The sequence below is a fragment of the Streptomyces sp. NPDC014006 genome (genome assembly GCF_043088925.1).
Taxonomy (GTDB): Bacteria; Actinomycetota; Actinomycetes; order Streptomycetales; family Streptomycetaceae; genus Streptomyces.
The window spans coordinates 899,660-918,621 of the sequence record NZ_JBICAJ010000002.1; the positions used below are offsets into that span (position 1 = coordinate 899,660).

At 73.9% G+C, this 18,962-nt stretch carries 19 protein-coding genes and 1 pseudogene; 8 read left to right on the forward strand and 12 right to left on the reverse strand.

What is annotated here, in order from left to right:
- Nucleotides 1-162: 162 nt before the first annotated feature.
- Nucleotides 163-993 (forward strand): annotated as a pseudogene (locus ACF1GV_RS10560) (lysylphosphatidylglycerol synthase transmembrane domain-containing protein); the annotation flags it as partial.
- Nucleotides 994-1,094: 101 nt separating this feature from the next.
- Here ACF1GV_RS10560 and ACF1GV_RS10565 read toward each other — a convergent pair.
- Nucleotides 1,095-1,877 carry a creatininase family protein gene (locus tag ACF1GV_RS10565; protein ID WP_363261816.1) on the reverse strand — a complete coding sequence of 261 codons (783 nt, stop codon included), beginning with the start codon at nt 1,875-1,877 and terminating at the stop codon, nt 1,095-1,097.
- 39 nt (nt 1,878-1,916) lie between these two features.
- On the opposite strand from ACF1GV_RS10565, the gene ribA reads away from it, so the two are divergent.
- Entirely contained in the window at nt 1,917-2,588 is a 672-nt protein-coding gene (ribA, locus tag ACF1GV_RS10570; protein ID WP_391679084.1) for a GTP cyclohydrolase II, read from the forward strand.
- Nucleotides 2,589-2,600: 12 nt separating this feature from the next.
- Here the strand turns inward: ribA and ACF1GV_RS10575 are convergent, their stop codons facing one another.
- The 3 genes from ACF1GV_RS10575 to ACF1GV_RS10585 form a co-directional block, all read right to left on the reverse strand.
- Nucleotides 2,601-3,830: a serine hydrolase domain-containing protein gene (locus tag ACF1GV_RS10575; RefSeq protein ID WP_391679081.1), complete on the reverse strand. Its 1,230-nt coding sequence runs from the start codon at nt 3,828-3,830 to the stop codon at nt 2,601-2,603.
- 62 nt (nt 3,831-3,892) lie between these two features.
- On the reverse strand, nt 3,893-5,290 hold the full coding sequence (locus ACF1GV_RS10580) for an MFS transporter (protein ID WP_391679080.1): 1,398 nt from the start codon (nt 5,288-5,290) through the stop codon (nt 3,893-3,895).
- On the reverse strand, nt 5,287-5,865 hold the full coding sequence (locus tag ACF1GV_RS10585) for a TetR/AcrR family transcriptional regulator (RefSeq protein ID WP_391679079.1): 579 nt from the start codon (nt 5,863-5,865) through the stop codon (nt 5,287-5,289). Before ACF1GV_RS10585 ends, ACF1GV_RS10580 begins: the two co-directional genes overlap by 4 nt.
- A gap of 77 nt (nt 5,866-5,942) precedes the next feature.
- Between ACF1GV_RS10585 and ACF1GV_RS10590 the strand changes: the two genes are divergently transcribed.
- Nucleotides 5,943-6,392, forward strand: coding sequence for a PPOX class F420-dependent oxidoreductase (locus tag ACF1GV_RS10590; RefSeq protein ID WP_391679077.1), 450 nt, complete (start codon nt 5,943-5,945; stop codon nt 6,390-6,392).
- A gap of 13 nt (nt 6,393-6,405) precedes the next feature.
- Here the strand turns inward: ACF1GV_RS10590 and ACF1GV_RS10595 are convergent, their stop codons facing one another.
- Entirely contained in the window at nt 6,406-7,290 is an 885-nt protein-coding gene (locus ACF1GV_RS10595) for an NAD(P)-dependent oxidoreductase (RefSeq protein WP_391679075.1), read from the reverse strand.
- A gap of 126 nt (nt 7,291-7,416) precedes the next feature.
- On the opposite strand from ACF1GV_RS10595, the gene ACF1GV_RS10600 reads away from it, so the two are divergent.
- Nucleotides 7,417-8,010 carry a TetR/AcrR family transcriptional regulator gene (locus ACF1GV_RS10600; RefSeq protein ID WP_391679074.1) on the forward strand — a complete coding sequence of 198 codons (594 nt, stop codon included), beginning with the start codon at nt 7,417-7,419 and terminating at the stop codon, nt 8,008-8,010.
- A gap of 71 nt (nt 8,011-8,081) precedes the next feature.
- Here the strand turns inward: ACF1GV_RS10600 and ACF1GV_RS10605 are convergent, their stop codons facing one another.
- Together ACF1GV_RS10605 and ACF1GV_RS10610 are read right to left on the reverse strand one after the other, a co-directional pair.
- A complete protein-coding gene (locus tag ACF1GV_RS10605) occupies nt 8,082-9,272 on the reverse strand; it encodes an MFS transporter (protein WP_391679071.1) in 1,191 nt (396 codons plus the stop codon).
- Between the two features lie 102 nt (nt 9,273-9,374).
- Nucleotides 9,375-10,376: a helix-turn-helix domain-containing protein gene (locus ACF1GV_RS10610; protein ID WP_391679069.1), complete on the reverse strand. Its 1,002-nt coding sequence runs from the start codon at nt 10,374-10,376 to the stop codon at nt 9,375-9,377.
- Nucleotides 10,377-10,475: 99 nt separating this feature from the next.
- On the opposite strand from ACF1GV_RS10610, the gene ACF1GV_RS10615 reads away from it, so the two are divergent.
- Together ACF1GV_RS10615 and ACF1GV_RS10620 are read left to right on the forward strand one after the other, a co-directional pair.
- Nucleotides 10,476-11,504 (forward strand): saccharopine dehydrogenase family protein, encoded by a 1,029-nt coding sequence (locus ACF1GV_RS10615; RefSeq protein ID WP_391679068.1) that lies wholly within the window; start codon nt 10,476-10,478, stop codon nt 11,502-11,504.
- A gap of 90 nt (nt 11,505-11,594) precedes the next feature.
- Nucleotides 11,595-11,933: an extradiol dioxygenase gene (locus ACF1GV_RS10620; protein WP_363261805.1), complete on the forward strand. Its 339-nt coding sequence runs from the start codon at nt 11,595-11,597 to the stop codon at nt 11,931-11,933.
- A gap of 53 nt (nt 11,934-11,986) precedes the next feature.
- Here ACF1GV_RS10620 and ACF1GV_RS10625 read toward each other — a convergent pair whose 3' ends face one another.
- Entirely contained in the window at nt 11,987-13,345 is a 1,359-nt protein-coding gene (locus ACF1GV_RS10625; RefSeq protein ID WP_391679065.1) for an MFS transporter, read from the reverse strand.
- A 193-nt stretch (nt 13,346-13,538) separates the two neighbouring features.
- On the reverse strand, nt 13,539-14,204 hold the full coding sequence (locus ACF1GV_RS10630) for a TetR family transcriptional regulator (RefSeq protein ID WP_391679063.1): 666 nt from the start codon (nt 14,202-14,204) through the stop codon (nt 13,539-13,541).
- 137 nt (nt 14,205-14,341) lie between these two features.
- Here ACF1GV_RS10630 and ACF1GV_RS10635 point away from each other — a divergent pair, with 137 nt between their 5' ends.
- Both ACF1GV_RS10635 and ACF1GV_RS10640 read left to right on the forward strand, forming a co-directional pair.
- Entirely contained in the window at nt 14,342-15,220 is an 879-nt protein-coding gene (locus ACF1GV_RS10635; RefSeq protein WP_391679061.1) for a shikimate dehydrogenase, read from the forward strand.
- An 8-nt stretch (nt 15,221-15,228) separates the two neighbouring features.
- Nucleotides 15,229-17,028: a bifunctional sugar phosphate isomerase/epimerase/4-hydroxyphenylpyruvate dioxygenase family protein gene (locus tag ACF1GV_RS10640; protein ID WP_391679059.1), complete on the forward strand. Its 1,800-nt coding sequence runs from the start codon at nt 15,229-15,231 to the stop codon at nt 17,026-17,028.
- Here the strand turns inward: ACF1GV_RS10640 and ACF1GV_RS10645 are convergent.
- Genes ACF1GV_RS10645 through gnd form a run of 3 tightly spaced genes read right to left on the reverse strand, consistent with a single transcriptional unit; the run spans nt 17,020 to nt 18,961 of the window.
- A complete protein-coding gene (locus tag ACF1GV_RS10645) occupies nt 17,020-17,478 on the reverse strand; it encodes an SRPBCC domain-containing protein (RefSeq protein ID WP_391679057.1) in 459 nt (152 codons plus the stop codon). The genes ACF1GV_RS10640 and ACF1GV_RS10645 overlap by 9 nt on opposite strands.
- A 10-nt stretch (nt 17,479-17,488) precedes the next feature.
- Complete coding sequence (locus tag ACF1GV_RS10650; protein WP_391679055.1) at nt 17,489-18,073, reverse strand: histidine phosphatase family protein; 585 nt, start codon at nt 18,071-18,073, stop codon at nt 17,489-17,491.
- A gap of 6 nt (nt 18,074-18,079) precedes the next feature.
- The gene (gene gnd / locus ACF1GV_RS10655; RefSeq protein ID WP_391679052.1) at nt 18,080-18,961 is read right to left on the reverse strand and encodes a phosphogluconate dehydrogenase (NAD(+)-dependent, decarboxylating); all 882 of its coding nucleotides are present in this window, start codon (nt 18,959-18,961) and stop codon (nt 18,080-18,082) included.
- Between the last annotated feature and the right edge of the window lies 1 nt (nt 18,962).

Sequence of the window (18,962 nt, forward strand, 5' to 3'; positions counted from 1 at the left end):
GGCTCCGGTACGGCGACCGGCCACGACGGCTCGGCCGACGCGCGCCCCGAGTCCGCCTCCGGCACAGGCGCGCCTCACCTCCGCCCGGCGGGCGGGACACCCGGCCCGCCGCCCCCGGGGCCCGGAACCGGACGTGCCGGTCACGCCGGGGCCGTCCGGGGTATGCCGACGCCCCCCACCGCCCGCCGGTCGGCCTCCCTCCGCCGGCACCTCGGCACCCTCGCCGGGGTGCTCATCCTCGGGCTGCTGGTCTGGCGGCTGGGGACCGGGGCGTTTCTCGACGGGCTGCGCAGGATCGACATGCCGACGCTGGCCGCGGCCGTCGGGATCGGCGGGATCACCACGGCGTGCAGTGCCTGGCGCTGGTCGCTCGTGGCCCGTGGGCTCGGCATCCGGCTTCCCTTCCGCACCGCTCTCGCCGGTTACTACCGCGCGCTGTTCCTCAACGCCGCCCTGCCCGGCGGTGTCCTCGGCGACGTGCACCGCGCGGTGCGGCACGGGCGCAGCGCCGGTGACATGGGACGAGGCGTGCGCGCGGTGGTCCTGGAACGCACCGCCGGGCAGGTCGTGCTGACCGTGGCCGGGCTGCTGGTGCTGCTCGTCGCGCCCTCCCCGGTCCGCGGCGACGTACGGCACGCCGTCCCGCTCGCCGCGCTCGCCGCCGTCGGAGCGCTGGCCGTGGTCCTCGCCGTCCGCATGAACCGCGCACCGGGGGCGCCCGCCCGGCACACGCGTGCGCTGCGGGCGGTGCTGGCGGAGGCCCGCGAGGGGCTGCTGTCCCGGCGCAACGGGCCGGGTGTGCTGCTGTCCTCGGCCGTCGTGCTCGCCGGACACCTGGCGACGTTCGCCCTCGCCGCCCGGGCCGCCGCGCCCGGCGCCTCCGTCGTCGCGCTGCTGCCGCTCGCCGTACTGGCCCTGCTCGCGATGGGACTGCCGCTGAACGTCGGCGGGTTCGGGCCGCGGGAGGGCGTGACCGCGTGGGCGTTCGGTGCCGCCGGGCTCGGCGCGGGCACCGGGCTGGCGGTCGCGGTGGTCTACGGCGTGCTGTGTTTCGCGGCCGCCCTGCCGGGCGCGCTGGCGTTGCCCGCCCGCGGCTACTCCTCGGCGGCTCCCGTGAGCAGTGCGAAGTATGCGCCGAAGGAGTCCGCGAGGCTCGCCAGCAGCTCTCCGCCCTTGTCCGCCGAGCCCAGGGAGGGACGGCCGATGACACCGGAAGCCGTATAGGCGGACATGCCCACGGTGAGCAGATGACGGCGGTCGTCGGCGACGACGTCGGCGGACTCGTAACCGGGCCGGACGAATTCGGGGTGAGCGTGCAGCAGAACGGACGTCTCGATCTCTCCCGCGTGCATGTCGGTGAGCAGCGATGTGGCCACCCCCGCCCGCACGCGGGCCGCCTCCCAGTCCTCCGCGGCCGGGAAGAGCGCCATGCGTTCGCCGCGCGCGGAGGCCTCCTGGACGACGTTGCCGAGCACGTAGTTGCCGCCGTGCCCGTTGACGACGACCAGGGCCTCGACGCCCGAGCGGCGCAGCGAGGCGGCGATGTCCCTCACCACCGCGTGCAGCGTCACCGCGGAGATGCTGACGGTGCCCGGCCAGCCGGCGTGCTCGTGCGAACAGGAGATCGTCACCGGCGGCAGGAGCTGCACCGGGTACGCGGCGGCGATCTCCCGGGCGATCGCACAGGCGACGAGGGTGTCCGTCGCCAGCGGAAGGTACGGGCCGTGCTGTTCGTGGCTGCCGACGGGAAGGACGGCGACCCGTGCTGAACCGTCCGCCGCCCGCGCCCGTACGTCTTCCGTGGTGTCCGCGGGCAGCAGACCGTGACCCGCCGGCACCGGACCGTCTCCCGCTGTCACCGAGCCCGAACCACTCATGTTTTCACGGCCTTTCGTACGGAGCTGAGGAATCAGATCATGACAGAGAACAGCACGGCGCCCCTCGGCGTCCTCGGCGAGAAGCAGGACCGGCGCACGGGTGTGGAACGCGTCGTGAGCGCCCCGCTGCCGACGGTGTACGGAATGTTCCAGGCGATCGGTTTCCTGGACCACGACCGCGGCGAGGAGCAGGTCGCGCTCGTGCACGGAGACCTCGGCACCGAGAACGTCCTGACCCGGCTGCACTCGGAGTGCCTCACCGGTGACGCGTTCGGCTCCCGGCACTGCGAGTGCGGCGACCAGCTGGCCGCGGCACTGCGCGCGGTCGTCGCCGAGGGCAGCGGCGTCGTGCTGTATCTGCGGGGCCACGAGGGCCGGGGCATCGGACTGCTGGCCAAGCTGCGGGCGATGGCGTTGCAGGCGGAGGGCCTGGACACCGTGGAGGCGAACCTGGCGCTGGGGCTGCCGGTGGACGCCCGCGACTACGGCGTGGCCGCCGCGATGCTGCGCGACCTGGGCGTGGACTCCGTGCGGCTGATGTCCAACAACCCCCTCAAGCGCGAGGCGTTGGTACGGCACGGCGTCGGCGTGGCCGAGCAGGTGCCGCTGCTGATCCCGCCGTGCGAGAACAACATCACCTATCTGCGCACCAAGCGGGAGCGGATGGACCACCATCTGCCGCACCTGGACGCGGTGGCCCACTGGTCGTGAGCCGGTCCCGACTCAGTCGGTGACCGCCTCGTGGACGAGCCGTCTGAGCTCCGGGAACAGCCGCAGCGAGCGCCCCGGCCGCAGCTGGGTCAGGAACTGCACGGTCAGCTCCCGGCCCGGGTCCACCCAGAACGTCGTCGTCGCCACCCCGCTCCAGCCGTAGGTGCCGGACCCGGCCGGTGCCAGGGTGCGGGCGGGGTCGACGACGACGGAGACGCCGAGGCCGAAACCGACGCCGTCGTTGCCGCGCTCGTCGTGGGCCGGGCGGCTGCCGAAGGACCTCAGGTCGGCGCCGCCCGGCAGCTGGTTGCGGGTCATCTCCGCCACCGTGTGCGGCGCGAGGAGGCGTACGCCGTCGAGTTCCCCGCGGCGGCGCAGCATCTCCATGAAGCGGTGCCAGTCGGGCGCGGACGTCACCAGGCCGCCGCTGCCGGACAGGAACCGGGGCCGTCCGCGCACCGGCAGCCCGGGGATCGGCGTGATACCGCCGTCGTCCGCGTCGCCGTACAACTCGGCCAGCCGCCCCGCCTGTTCTTCGCTCACCTGGAAGCCGGTGCCGGTCATGCCGAGCGGGCGGAAGATCCGCTCGGTGAAGAACGTATCGAGCGGCTGCCCGGAGACCACCTCGATCACCCGGCCGAGCACGTTGGAGGCCACCGAGTAGTTCCACTGGGTGCCCGGGTCGAACTGCAACGGCAGGCTCGCGTACAGCTCGATCGTCTCCGCGAGGTCGGAGCCCGGCCGCACCGACGACTCCAGGCCCGCCGCCCGGTACAGGGCGTCCACCGGGTGGGTGTGGTAGAAGCCGAAGGTCAGACCGGCGGTGTGGGTCATCAGATGCCGGATGAGCAGGGGCCCGGCGGCCGGCCGGGTCCGCACGTCCGTCCCCTCGCCGCCCACGTACACGCGCGGCGCGGCGAACGCGGGCAGATACCGCTCGAGTGGGTCGTCGAGCGCCAGCCGGCCCTCCTCGACGAGCAGCAGCGCGGCGACCGCGGTGACCGGCTTGGTCATGGAGTAGATCCGCCACAGCGTGTCCGGCTCGACCGGCGCCTTGGCGGCGATGTCGCGCAGGCCGTGGCAGGTGAGGTGCGCGACGCGCCCGCCGCGTGCGACGCAGACGAGGAACCCGGGCAGCCGGCCCTCCTCGACGAGGCGGACGACATGCCGGTCGAGCCGGTCCAGCGCCGTCGCGTCCAGCCCGGCCTCACCCGGCTCGACCTCTTGTCGCAGCATCGCCATCGCGTGTCCTTCGTCGCCGCGGGCCCCTCCACCGGCATACCCCACCCGCGAGCCGTCAGACGTCACCGCCGCACGGAAGCGGCGGGACGCGTTCCGGTCGCCTTCGCCTTCGCCTCCGCCTCCGCCCCCGCTGCCCCTGGCTCTGTGTCCCGCCCCGGCAGGCCCCGCGCCGCCACCGCGGCGACCGCCGCCACCGCGGCCAGGGCGAACAGCGGCGCCCGCGATCCGGCCAGGCCCCACAGGGTGGTCGCGGTGGCCACGCCCAGGACCGGGCCGAGGTTCAGCGCCGTCTGCTGCAGGCCGCCCGCCACCCCGGCCGACCGCGCGGCCGCCTGTCGTACGACGACGTGGGTGGCCGCCACCATCACCGTGCCGAAACCGGCGCCGAGCAGCGCGAACCCGGCACCGAAGACGAGCGGGCCGGTGGCGCGGGCGAGGACCAGCAGTCCCAGCGCGAGCGCCGCCAGCGCGGCAGCGGTCGTGCGGCGGGCACCGGCCCGGCCCAGCGCGACGGTGCAGCCGGGCGCGGCCAGGATCATCAGCGCGGCCAGCGGCAGGGCGGTCAGCGCGCAGTGCAGCGGATCCAGGCCGAGGTCGCGCTGGAGGACGTAGACGCAGGTGAACAGGGCGCCCTGGAGGGCCGCCGACGCGGCCACCAGCATGCCCAGCGCGGCGCCCACGCCCGCCGCGCCGACCGCGTCGGCGGGCACCAGCGGGTCGGCGGTATGACGCTCATGGCGGACGAAGGCCAGTGCCGCCCCCGCGGCCCCCGCGGCTTCCAGCGCGCGGGCCGGCGTCCACCCGGACGCCGGGAGCGCGACGAGGGCGTGCACCGAACCGGCCAGGCAGAGCGCGAGCAGCACGGCGCCGGGCAGGTCGGGGCGGGGCGCCGGGTGCTCTCGGCGGGGCGCTCCCGGCTGCCCGCAGGCCAGGGCGAGCAGCCCGAACGCCGCAGCCGGTACGACGTTGACGAGGAACACGGCCCGCCAGCCCACCGCCGTCGTCAGCGCCCCGCCGAGCAGCGGTCCGGTCGCTGCCGCCAGGCCGATGGCCGCCGTGCGCGCGGCGAGCGGCCGGCGCAGCCGGTCCGGTGGGTAGGCGGCGCGCAGCATGCCGAGGGTGGCGGGCTGGAGCAGGGCCCCGAAGACGCCCTGGACGATCCGCAGCGCGACGACCCAGCCCACGCCGGGGGCCGCCGCGATCCCCGCCGAGGCCGCGCCGAAGCCGAGCATGCCGACGGCGAAGACGCGCCGGTGCCCGTACAGGTCGGCGATCCGCCCGGCGGCCACCAGCAGGCCGGCCACCGCGATGAGGTACCCGGTGGTGGTCCACTGCACCTGGCCGGCCGACGCGTGCAGGTCCGCGCCGAGGGCGGGCTGGGCGACGGTCAGGACCGTGCCGTCCAGGGCCACCACGACCGCACCCGCGATGCTGCACGTCAGGGCGGCCCACCGCTTCACCGGGTCCTCCCGGAGCCGAGGTGGGCGTCCAGCGCGCCGCGCAGCAGCACGGTGACGTCCTCGCTGCCGGTGGCGAGCTGAAGGCTGCCCCAGCGCCACAGCTGGGCGATGCCGTGCAGGTTCGCCCACAGTGCGGCCGCGACCGTGCGGGCGTCGGCGTCCGGCCGGGCCCGGCCCACCAGGTCCACGAGCACGCCGAACAGCGGCAGGCTGGTCTCCCGCAGCCCCAGACGACCGCTCTCCAGCAGGTCGTGACGGAACATCAGCTCGTACATGCCGGGGTTGTCCCGGGCGAACTCCAGGTACAGACGGGCGAGTTCCTCGACGCCGGCGCGTGGTGAGCCCGCGGTGTCCAGCGCCGCGACCCGGTCCGCCAGGTCGCCGAAGCCGCGGCGGGCGATGGCCGACAGCAGCTCCAGATGGGTGGGGAACCAGCGGCGCGGCGCCCCGTGCGAGACGCCGGCACGCCGGGCGATCTCCCGCAGGGTCAGTGCCTGGACGCCCTCATGGGCAACCAGGTCCACGCCGGCGTCGACGAGTCGGGTCCGTAGATCGGCCGGTTCGGCAGCAGTCATAGACAGTGTCTACCAGGCTGCCGTAGACACTGTCTACCGAGCGGGAATGGGCCGCGCCTCCCGCGAGTTGTCCCCACATGACTCATGACACGACACAGGACGCGCTGCTCGCCCTCCTCTCCGAGCAGCGAGGAGGGGTGCTGGTCACCCTCAAGCGCGACGGACGCCCGCAGCTGTCGAACGTCAGCCACCACTACGACCCCGACGAGCGGGTCGTCCGGATCTCGCTCACCGACGACCGCGCCAAGACGCGCAACCTGCGCCGGGACCCGCGCGCGTCGTACCACGTCACCAGCGCCGACCGCTGGGCCTACACGGTCGTCGAGGCGACGGCAGACCTGACGCCGGTGGCGCAGGACCCTCACGACGAGACCGTGGAGGAGCTGATCCGCCTCTACCGCGCCGTCGCGGGCGAGCACCCCGACTGGGACGACTACCGCGCCGCCATGGTCCGCGACCGCCGCCTGGTCCTGCGACTGCCGGTGGAGCGGGCGTACGGCATCCCCAAGGGCGCCAACGACGGCTGACGGCGCCGGCCGATCAGCTCTCGGCCGGAGTCTCCGTCCGCGCCTCGATCGCGCGCAGCACGGCGACCATGTCCGCGCCCCCGTGTCCGAGCGCCACCGTCTCCTCGAACAGCGTGTGGCAGGCGTCGATGAGGGGGGAGGCGAGCCCCCGGGCGCGGGCGGCCTCGGCGATCAGCCGGTTGTTCTTCAGGACGTCCAGCGCGGCCGCCTGCACCGCGAAGTCCCCGGCCAGCAGCTTGGGCGCCTTCATCCGGGACACCGCGCTGGCCATGGGCCCGGCGTCCAGGACGTCCAGGAACAGCTCGGGATCCAGCCCGTGCCGCCCGGCGAAGTGGAAGGCCTCCGTCAGCCCGGTCACCTGGGTGATCAGGAAGAGGTTCACCGACAGCTTCATCAGCAGCGCGTTCGGGGCGGCACCGCACACGAACGTCTGGTGGCACATCGGCGCCAGCAGCGGCCGTACGGCGGACACGGCCGCCTCCTCGCCGGCCAGCAGCGCCACCAGGCGGCCCTGCTCGGCCGGTACCCGCGATCCGGAGACGGGGGCCTCGGCGTAGCGGCCGCCCGCCGCGCGCACGTCCGCCTCCAGGGCGCGGGAGTACTCCGCGGACGTGGTGCCCATGTGGACGACGGTCCGACCGGCCACGCGCGCGGTGAACTCCTCGGTGTACCGGGCGAGTACGGCGTCGACGGCCCCCTCGTCGGCCAGCATCAGGAACACGGTGCCGGCCCCGGCGAACACCTCGCCGGCGTCCGCGGCCACCGTGGCGCCGGCCGCGCGCAGCGGCTCGGCGCGGGCCGGGGTGCGGTTCCACACGGTCAGCGGGATCCCGGCGGCGGCCAGGCGCAGGGCCATCGGCTGCCCCATGACGCCGAGACCGATGAAGCCGACATGCATGCGTCCACCCTCCTGCCCACTCGCTATGACAGTCGTCATAGTAGCGCTGCTCCATGACCGTCGTCATAGCCGGTCGTCCGGCCCTACCCTGGGCACAGGCTCGGCGACGGTGTCAGGAGGTCGGAGATGGCGGGGTCCGGACCGGGACCACGGGAGCGGATGGTCTTCAGCGCGGCCCAGCTCATCCGGCGCGACGGCGTGACCGCGACCGGGATGCGCGACGTCGCCGCGCACGCCGAGGCGCCCCGCGGCTCGCTCCAGCACTACTTCCCCGGCGGCAAGGAACAGCTCGTCAACGAGGCCGTCGGCTGGGCCGGCCGGTACGCCGCCCGGCGCGTGCCCCGCTTCCTCGCGCAGCTCGACGACCCCACGCCGAGCGGGCTGTTCGCGGCGATGGCCCGCCAGTGGATCGACGAGTACGAGAGCGGCGGCTTCGCCACGGGCTGCCCGGTCGCCGCCGCCACCGTCGACTGCTCGGCCGCCGGGCAGGCGACGCGCGAGGCGACGGCCGGGGCGTTCGCCACGTGGACCGGCGCGGTGGCCGAGGGGCTCACCGGTATGCGGGTGCCCGCGGACCGCGCCCGTTCCCTCGCCACCGTGATGATCAGCGCTCTCGAGGGGGCCATCCTCCTCGCCCGCAGCGAACGCGACACCCGCGCGCTCCACACGGTCGTCGAGGAACTGGGCCCCCTGCTGGACGCGGCGGCGGCGCCCCGGTAAGAGGCGCCCGGCCGCGAAGCGTCCGGTGTGCCGGGCGAGTCGAGGGCCGCCGGCGGGCGGGTGTCCGGCTGTCACCCGGCAGGGAAACCGTGCCGGCGCGCTCCCGCCACCACCGCCAGCACCGGCGCCATCAGCATCAGCACCGTCCAGGGGAAGGCGCCCGCCCCGAACCGGTCGAGCAGTACCCCGCCGAGCACCCCGCCGGCCGCCATCGCCGCGTTCCACAGCGTGACCAGCATCGCCTGCGCGGCGTCGGCACGCGGGCCGCCCGCCTCCGCCGCGGCGGTCTGCAGCAGCGTCGGCACACCGCCCCAGCCGAGGCCCCACAGCCCCGCCGCGACGTACACCAGCACCGGTACGTCCGCGAAGAGGCCCAGCACGGCCGCCGCCCCGGCGACCAGCAGGACGGCCGCCACACTGAGCGCGCGCAGCCGGCGGTCGATGCGGGCGCCGACGTACCAGATGCTCACCAGGGACGCCCCGCCGAACACCAGCAACACCGCGCCGGCCGAGCCGCCCATGCCGTACCGGTCGAGGAACGTGGCGATGTAGGCGTACAGCACGGTGTGCGCGAGCACGAAGACCAGCGTGACGAAGAGGACCGGCGCGACCCCGGGCACGGCCAGGGCGCGCAGCACCGGTTCACGTGCCGTCCGCTGCTGTCCGGGCCGGTCCGGCACCAGCAGCGCGATCCAGCCGAGCAGTCCGGCGGTCACCGCCGTCATCAGCGCGAACTCCCAGCGCCAGCCCAGCAGTTCACCCAGGTAGGTGCCCGCGGGTACACCGAGCGAGAGGGCCACGGGGATGCCGGTCATCACCACCGCGACCGCGCGGCCGCGCAGTTCGGCGGGGGCCAGGCCACGGGCGTATCCGGCGAGCAGGGCCCAGGCGAGTCCGGCCGCCACGCCGGCGACGAACCGGGCCACCATGGTGAGCGGGTAGTCCGCGGAGACGGCGGTCACCGTGTTGGCGACGGCGAAGCCGGCCATCGCGGTCAGCAGCAGCCGCTTGCGGCGCCAGGCGGAGGCGGCCGCCGCCAGCGGGATCGCGGTGAGGGCCGTCCCGACGGCGTAGACGGTCACCGCCTGTCCGGCCGCCGACTCGCCGACGCCGAGTCCGGCGCTCATCGCGGGCAGCAGTCCCGCGGGCAGGGTCTCGGTGAGGCTGGTGACGAAGACGGCGGTGGCCAGCGCGAGAAGGGCGGCCAGGGGAAGTCGGGGGCTGCGCACCCCTACGGCGGGTGACGTGGTGTCGGTCGTCATGCCCGCAGGGTCGACCCTGACACCGGTGTCAGGTTCAAGGGGCGCCGGTGCCGGATCGGTTCGGCGCAGGGCAGGCAGCGCCTTCGTCGCCCCCGGCAGGCATCAGCTGTCAGCGCACCGGACAGTGTGTGGCGGCGCCGACCCGGGGGAGCCGCTGCGGCGACGGAAGGTGCGGCGGTAGGTGTCCGGGGGCACGCCGACCCGGTGGCTGAAGTGCCGGCGCAGCGTTGTCGCGGTGCCCATGCCGGTGGCCGCCGCGATGGCGTCGACGGTGCCGTCGGTGGTCTCCAGCAGCTCCTGGGCGAGGCGGATCCGCTGGGTCAGCAGCCATTGCAGCGGAGTGGACCCCGTCAGTGACCGGAAGTGGCGGCTGAGGTGGCGTGAGCTCATCCGCGCCTTGCGGGCCAGGTCCTCGACGGTCAGCGGACGGTCCAGGTTCTGCAGCACCCAGGGCAGGAGGCCGGCGAGTGGATGATGGCCCGGCGCCGGGAACGGGGTGGTCACGAACTGAGCCTGACCACCGTCGCGGTGCGGCGGCACCACCAGGCGCCGGGCCACCGTGTTGGCGACCGACGAACCGTGGTCCAGGCGGACGAGGTGCAGGCAGAGGTCCAGCGCGGCGGCCTTGCCGGCGGAGGTGAGCACGCTGCCGTTGTCGACGTAGAGCACGTCGGGATCGACCTCGACCGCGGGATGGCGGGCGGCCAGCGCGGCCGTGTGCGCCCAGTGCGTGGTCGCGCGCCTGCCGTCCAGCAGTCCGGCCGCGGCCAGCACGAACGCCCCGGTGCACAGCGAGGCGACGCGCGCTCCCGCCGCGTGCGCCGCGCGCACCGCGTGCACGAGGTCGGCGGGCGGACTCACGTCGACGTCGGCCCACCCGGGGACGATCACCGTGTCCGCGTGGGCCAGCCGGTCCAGGCCGTGGTCGGGCTCCAGCAGGAAGCGGCCGACCCGTACGGCAGCCGGGCCGCAGACGGCCACGTCGTACCAGGGTCCGCGCACCGCGTCCGGAGCGGAGCCGAACACCTCGTACGCCACGGACAGTTCGAAGTGCAGCATGCCCTCGGTCACCGCCAGTGCGACCGTCCCCGCCCTCGGATTCATGTCCGGAATTGTACGGGTGGTGTCGTTCCCGACACTCACGGGCGTGCACCACGGACGACAGGATGAGCGCAGTCGATCGTTCAAGCGGAGGAGAGCGGCATGGCAGCGGGGCAGAGGGTGGCCGTGTACGGGGCGTACGGGCACACCGGACGGTTCGTAGTGGCGGAGTTGCTGGAACGCGGATTCGTCCCCGTCCTCTCCGGCCGCGACGCCGGGAAGCTGCGGGCGGCCGCCGGCCCGGGGCTCGATGTCCGGCCGGCGCCCGTCGACGACGCCGCCGCCCTCGACCGCGCCCTGGCCGGCGTGGCCGCCGTGGTCAACTGCGCCGGGCCGTTCGCCGTGACCGCCGCTCCCCTGATCGAGGCGGCTCTGCGGGCCGGGATTCCCTACGTGGACGTGGCGGCCGAGATCGAGGCCAACGCCGACACGTTCACGCACTTCACCGACCGCGCGCGGGCGGCGGGCGCGGTGATCGTCCCGGCGATGGCCTTCTACGGCGGCCTCGGCGACCTGCTGGCCACCGCGGCGATGGGCGACTGGACGGCGGCGGACGAGGCGCACATCGCGTACGGGCTGAATAGCTGGCACCCCACGGCCGGTACGCGGGCGGCGGGCGCGGTGTCCCGGCAGCGGCGGGGCAGCGCACGCATCGTGTACACGAACGGGCGGCTGGAACACCGTCATGACGAACCGCCGGCCCTGGAGTGGGCGTTCCCCGCCCCGACCGGTCCCCGCGCGGTCATCGGCGAGTTCACGATGGCGGACGTCATCACCCTCCCCAGCCACCTGTCCATCCCCGAGGTGCGCACCTACATGACGGTCGAGGCGGCCCGCGACGTGGTGGACCCGGACGCACCCGCCCCGGCGGCGACGGACGAGCGGGGGCGGTCGGCGCAGACCTTCCTCGTCGACGTCGTCGTACGCTCCGGCGGTCGTGAGCGGCGTGCCGTGGCGAGAGGGCGGGACATCTACGCCGTCACCGCGCCGCTCGCGGTGGAGGCGGTCGACCGCATCCTGACGGGACGGACCCGCGGGGCCGGTGTCGCCTCGGCCGGTGCGATCTTCGACGCGCAGGACTTCCTGCGCGCACTGTCCGCGCACGTCAGTGTCGACATCACGGGCGAGTGAGCCCGAGGGCGGCCGCAGGCGGAGGTGAGCGTGCTGTGCGGGCCGCGCGTCATCTGGCCGGTCCTCAAGGCAGGCGCTAGCCTCCCAGGGGTGATCAATGGGGCGCACGTGGTGCTGTACAGCCGGGACGCGGAGGCCGACCGGGCCTTTCTCCGGGACGTGCTGGGCTGGCCGCACGTCGACGCCGGCAACGGCTGGCTGATCTTCCGGATGCCGCCCGCGGAGGTGGCCTGCCACCCCGCGGACGGTGAGCCGTCGCACGAGCTGATGCTGATGTGCGACGACCTGACCGCGACCATCGCCGAACTCACCGCCAAGGGCGTCGACTTCAGCCCGGTGGTGCAGGCGCCCTGGGGGCGTCTGACCGGGTTCCGGCTGCCGGGCGGCGGCGAGATCGGACTGTACGAGCCACGGCACCCGCGCCCGTAGCGCGGCACCGGGCCCCGGTCGCCGTGGGCACGGCTCCCGGGCGGTACGTGACCTCAGGCCGTCACCGTCTCCTGCTGCGCCGCCCGGGACACCGGCCGCCGGCCGAGCAGCTCGGTCGGCACCCGGTGCGTCTCCCGCGCCGACAGCGCGGCGATCACCGGCGGCACGCACAGCGCGGCCGTGAACAGTGCCACCGCGGCCCAGTCGTCACCGCCCGGCCCGGCGAGCCGCGCGGCGAACGTCACCGCGAAACCGGCGACCGCGAACCCGATCTGGGTGCCGACGGCCATGCCGGACAGGCGGACCCGGGTGGAGAACATCTCGCCGTAGAACGCGGGCCATACCCCGTTCGCGGCGCTGTAGACGACCCCGAACGCCAGGACGCCGCACACCAGCGTCAGCGGGTAGGAGCCGGTGGAGATCGCCCACAGGTACAGCGCCATCGTCACCGCGCTGCCCACCGCGCCGACCAGGTACACCGGGCGGCGGCCGATCCGGTCCGCCAGCCGCGCCCACAGCGGGATCGCGACGAGCGCCACCAGATTGGCGAGCGCACCCACCCACAGCATCCCGGACCGGTCCATCCCCACCGCGTCACTGGTGGCGTACGCCAGCGCCCACACCGTGAAGATCGTGCTGACGGAGGCGATCAGCGCGCCCGCGATCACCCGCAGCACGTCCGCCCAGTGCTCGCGCGCGAGGACCGCCAGCGGCAGTTTCACCACGCCCTCGGTCGCGGCCTGCCGGGTGAACGCCGGCGTCTCGGCCAGCCGACGGCGCACCAGGTAGCCGACCACCGCGACCACGATGCTCAGCCAGAACGGCACCCGCCAGCCCCACGACAGCAACTGGTCCTCGGGCAGTGCGGCGATCGGCAGGAAGACGAGCGTGGCGATGAGCTGGCCGCCCTGCGTACCGCTGAGGGTGAAGCTGGTGAAGAACCCGCGCCGGTTTGGCGGCGCGTGCTCCAGCGTCATGGAACTCGCGCTGGCCTGCTCACCGGCCGCGGAGATGCCCTGGAGCACGCGGCAGGCCACCAGCAGCACCGGGGCGAGGCCGCCGACCTGTGCGCGGGTGGGCAGACAGCCGATCAGGAACGTCGAGACGCCCATCAGGATCAGCGTGAACACCATGATCTTCTTACGGCCCAGCCGGTCGCCGATGTGCCCGAGGAAGAGGGCGCCGACCGGGCGGGCGGCGTAGGCGACCCCGAACGTGGCGAGCGAGAGCAGGGTGGCGGTCGCCGGGTCGGAGGAGTCGAAGAAGACCTCCGGGAAGATCAGCGCGGCCGCGCTGCCGTAGATGAAGAAATCGAAGTACTCGAGGGCACTGCCGATCCAGGCGGCGGCCGCCGCCTTCCTGGCCTGGCCGGGCGGGGCGGTGGCGTCGTGCGGTGCGGCGGGGACGGACACGGCGTGCTCCTTCGGGGGACTCCACCGTAGGCGGAACGGGGTGAGCGGAAGAACCGCGGGACAACGCGGGGAGCGCGGGGGAGCCGGATCTTCGGTTAATTAACCCACTGGATAGTTAGTCGCGATGGCAAGCGATGTTGCGCCCGTGTTTCCACGCTGTCAAGGGGTGTTGCCGCAGCGGAAGCCCGCGGACTCAGTCGCCGGCGCGCTCCGCCGTCAGATAGGCGAGCACCATGTCGCCCAGCATCGTCCGGTAGCGCTCGCGCTCCGCCGGGTCGAGCAGATCGCGGTCGAACAGTGCCCCGAAGGTGTGCCGGTTGGAGACCCGGAAGAAGCAGAACGCGCTGATCATCGCGTGCAGATCGACGGCGTCGACGTCCGCCGTGAACACGCCCGACCCCCGGCCGGCGGCCAGGATGCGGCGGATGACGTCCAGTGCGGGCGAGCCGATCCGGCCGAGCTTCTGTGACGCCGCGATGTGCTCGGCCTCGTGGATGTTCTCGATGCTGACCAGCCGGATGAAGTCCGGGTGCTCCTCATGGTGGTCGAAGGTCAGCTCCGCCAGCCGGCGGATCGCCGCGACGGGGTCGAGGTGCTCGACGTCCAGCTGCTGCTCGGCCTCGCGGATCACCGCGTACGCCCGCTCCAGCACGGCCGTGAACAGCTGCTCCTTGCCGCCGAAGTAGTAGTAGATCATCCGCTTCGTGGTGCGGGTGCGGGCGGCGATCTCGTCGACGCGGGCCCCGTCGTAGCCGGCCCGGGCGAACTCCTGGGTCGCCACGTCGAGGATCTCGGCCCGGGTGCGGGCGGCGTCGCGGGTGCGTCCGCCGGTGCGTGCCGGTTCGTCGACGCTGGTCATGGGCTTCCCCCGGTGCGTTGGGCCAGTGCCGCAGATTGTAGAAGGCGGCGGGTCCGCGGCGGGCCGGGGCTTTTCGTGGGTCCGCTGGACTGGTATAGCTAACGTACTGGTTCGTACATTAGCTCCGGAGGTCAGCAGTGCCCGGTGACTCCTTCCTCGTCGGACTGATCGGTTCCGGCATCGGCCCGTCGCTCAGCCCGGCCCTGCACCAGCGGGAGGCCGACCGCCAGGGGCTGCGCTACCTCTACCGGCTCCTCGACCTCGACACACTCGGGCTGCAGCCCGAGGCCGTCGGCGACCTGGTCCGCTCCGCCCGCGACCTCGGCTACGACGGGCTCAACGTCACGCACCCCTGCAAGCAGCTGGTGATTCCCCATCTCGACGCCCTGGACCCGCAGGCCGAGGCGCTCGGCGCGGTCAACACCGTCGTCTTCGACGGCGGCCGGGCAGTCGGCCACAACACCGACGTCACCGGCTTCGCCGCCTCCTTCGCGCGCGGCCTGCCCGATGCCCCGCTGGAGCGGGTCGTACAGCTCGGTGCGGGCGGCGCCGGCGCGGCCGTCGCGCACGCCGCGCTCACCCTCGGCGCCGAACGGATCACCCTCGTCGACGCCCAGCCCGAGCGAGCCGCCGCCCTCGCCGCGTCCCTCACCGGGCACTTCGGCGCCGGCCGGGCCGTCGCCGCGGGCCCGGACGAGCTGCCCGCACTGCTCACCGGCGCCGACGGCGTCATCCACGCCACCCCGACCGGCATGGCCGCCCACCCCGGGCTGCCGCTGGCCGCCGAGCTGCTGCACCCCGGCCTGTGGGTCGCCGAGGTGGTCTACCGCCCCCTTCGGACCGAACTGCTGCGCATCGCGCGGGCGCTGGGCTGCACCACCCTGGACGGCGGCGGGATGGCCGCCTTCCAGGCCGCCGACGCGTTCCGCCTGTTCACCGGGCGGGAACCCGACAGCGCGGCGGTGCTCGCCGACCTCGCCGCCCTGACCGGCGCCGCCGCGACCACCACCCCGTGAGGCCACCGATGCGTACCTGTATCGCCACCGTCTGTCTGAGCGGCTCCCTCACCGAGAAGCTCACGGCCGCCGCCCGGGCCGGCTTCGACGGTGTCGAGATCTTCGAGAACGACCTGCTCGCCGGCCCGCTCGGTCCCGAGGAGATCCGCGCCCGCTGCGCCGACCTCGGTCTGACCGTCGACCTCTACCAGCCGATGCGGGACGTCGAGGCGCTGCCCGAGGAGGAGTTCACGCGCAGCCTGCGCCGCGCCCGGCACAAGTTCGAGCTGATGCGCCGGCTCGGCGCCGACACGGTCCTGGTCTGCTCCAGCGTCCACCCGCTCGCCGTCGACGACGACGCCCTCGCCGCCGCCCAGCTCGCCCGGCTCGCCGACCTCGCCCAGGACTTCGGCGTCCGCGTCGCCTACGAGGCACTGGCCTGGGGGCGGCACGTGTCGACGTACGACCACGCCTGGCGGATCGTCGAGGCCGCGGACCACCCGGCGCTCGGCACCTGCCTGGACAGCTTCCACATCCTGTCCCGTGGCTCGGACCCCAAGGGCATCGAGGACATCCCCGGCGACAAGATCTTCTTCCTCCAGCTCGCCGACGCGCCCCGGCTCGCCATGGACGTCCTGCAGTGGAGCCGCCACTACCGCTGCTTCCCCGGCCAGGGCGGCTTCGACGTCGCCGGCCTGGTACGGCACGTGCTGCGCACCGGATACACCGGCCCGCTGTCGCTGGAGGTCTTCAACGACGTCTTCCGGCAGGCCGACCCCGGCCCCACGGCCGTCGACGGCCGCCGCTCACTGCTGGTCCTGCAGGAGGAGACCGGCGCGGCGGCACCGCCCGCGCCCGTCGTGCCCACGGGCGTCGCCTTCGCCGAACTCCTCACCCCCGACCCCGCCCCCGCCGCCGCGGTGCTCGGCGCCCTCGGCTTCACCCGCACCGCACGCCACCGCGGCAAGCCGGTCGACCTGTGGGAGCAGGGAGACGCCCGGATCCTGCTCAACACCGGCCCGGCCGCCCGCCGTGACGGCACCCGGCTCGCCGCGATCGGCCTCACCTCGCCCGACCCGGCCGGCGCCGCCCGTCGCGCCGAGGCCCTGCTCGCGCCCGTACTGCCCCGCCGGCGCGCACCCGAGGACGCGCCGCTGGAGGCGGTGGCCGCACCCGACGGCACGGAACTGTTCTTCTGCGCCACCGGCCGGGCGCCCGAACTCCCCGACTGGCGCGCCGACTTCGCGGACGTGACGGCAGCCCCGCGGGACACCGGCATCCGCGGCATCGACCACCTCGCGCTCACCCAGCCCTGGCACCACTTCGACGAGGCCGCCCTCTTCCACCGCTCCGTCCTCGGCCTGGACGCCCAGGAGAGCGTGGACCTGGCCGACCCGTACGGCCTGATGCGCAGCCGCGCCGTAGCCACCGCCGACGGCAGCGTCCGCCTCGCCCTCACCGTGGGCGCGGCCCCCGGCGACGCCACCGCGCACGCCCGGCACATCGCACTGGCCTGCGACGACGTGGTCGCCGCGGCCCGGCGTTTCCGCGCGGCGGGCGGCCGATTGCTGCCGGTGCCCGCCAACTACCACGACGACCTGGCCGCCCGCTTCGACCTCCCCGAGGAGGACCTGGCGGCCTATCGCGACCTCGGCATCCTCTACGACCGCGACCAGCAGGGCGGCGAGTTCCGCCACTGCTACACCCGGACCGTCGGCCAGGTCTTCTTCGAACTGGTCCAGCGCGACGGCGGCTACGGCGGCTACGGCGCCCCGAACGCACCGATACGCCTGGCCGCGCAGCACACGGCACACGACGTCTCAGGGTGACGCAGCCGATGACACCAGTTCCTCGAGCTTGTCGAGGGCCTGGGTCCAGCCTTCCTCGTGGAGGGCTCGTCGCCGCTCGGTCAGGAAGTCGCCCTGGGTGAGGGTCAGTTCGGCAGACGCGGCACCGATGTCGCGAAGCGTCAGCCGCACGACCGTCTCCTGGTCCTCGGGATCGGGATCCTCCCAGCGGAAGGTGTAGGACAGGCCCACCGGAGGAGCGACCTCGAGGTATTCACCCACGAGGTGGAATGCGTCGCCCTCCGGTGGCTGCATCGCCATGCGATAACCGCCGCCCGGCCGCAGATCGCACTCCACGCTCGGGATGGTGAACCCCTCGGGTCCCCACCACCTGGCCAGCTCCCGTGGTTCGGTCAGGGCGCTGAACACGACAGGGGATGGCGCGGCGAGAACACGCCGCAGATGCAGTCGCAGACCACCGTCGTGCGTCATCACCGTCTCCTTACGCCCGCACGTTCCACTCCGCGACCACCGGTCGCCCGTGTTCCGTCGACAGCCGGCTCAGTGTGCCCGTCGCCAGCTGGAGCAGCCGCCCCTTTGACGGCGGCAGGCCCAGGCGGCGGGCCGTCAGGACGCGCAGGAAGTGGGCGTGGGCGACCAGGACGACGTCGCCGGCCGCCAGGGCCGGGACCACCCGGGACAGGACCCGGTCCGCGCGACGGCCCACTTCCTCCGGCGACTCCCCACGGCTGCCGGTGCCGGGCGGGACGCCGTCGGTCCACAGGTCCCAGCCCGGACGGGTGCGGTGGATGTCGACGGTGGCGACGCCCTCGTACCCCCCGTAGTCCCATTCGTGCAGGTCGGGCTCCGGGACGGCCCCGAGCACGCCCGCGAGTTCCGCCGTGCGGACGGCCCGCCGCAGCGGGCTCGTGAGAGCCAGCGCGAAGGGCCGTCCGGACAGGAGCGGAGCCAGGGACTTGGCCTGCTCCTCACCATGGGTGGTGAGGGGCAGGTCGGTGAAGCTGGTGTGCTGTCCCGTCAGGCTCCACTCGGTCTCGCCGTGGCGGACGAGGAGAAGATCACCCACGCAGGGTCACTTCTTCGAGGACTCGACGGCGTGGCCGCCGAACTGGTTGCGCAGCGCGGCGATCATCTTCATCTGCGGCGAGTCGTCCTGGCGGGAGGAGAACCGGGCGAACAGGGAGGCCGTGATCGCGGGCAGCGGCACCGCGTTGTCGATGGCCGCCTCGACCGTCCAGCGGCCCTCGCCGGAGTCCTCGGCGTAGCCGCGCAGCTTGTTCAGGTGCTCGTCCTCGTCGAGGGCGTTGACGGCGAGGTCCAGCAGCCAGGAGCGGATGACGGTGCCCTCCTGCCAGGAGCGGAAGACCTCGCGGACGTTCTCCACGGATTCGGCCTTCTCCAGCAGCTCCCAGCCCTCGGCGTAGGCCTGCATCATGGCGTACTCGATGCCGTTGTGGACCATCTTCGCGAAGTGCCCGGCGCCGACCTTGCCCGCGTGGACGTAACCGTAGGGGCCTTCCGGCTTCAGGGCGTCGAAGATGGGCTTGAGGCGGTCGACGTGCTCCTTCTCGCCGCCGACCATCAGCGCGTAGCCGTTCTCCAGGCCCCACACGCCGCCGGAGACACCCGCGTCGACGAAGCCGATGCCGCGCTTGGCGAGCTCCTCGGCATGCTTCTCGTCGTCGCTCCAGCGGGAGTTGCCGCCGTCGATGACGGTGTCGCCGGGCTTGAGGATGCCCGACAGCTGGTCGATGACGTTCTGGGTGACCGCGCCGGCCGGGACCATGACCCACACCGCGCGCGGTGCGGCGAGGCGGTCGGCGAGCTCGACCAGGTTGTCGACGTCGGAGAGCTCGGGGTTGGTGTCGTATCCGACGACTTCGTGGCCGGCGTTGCGCAGACGCTCGCGCATGTTGCCGCCCATCTTGCCGAGACCAACAAGACCGATCTGCATG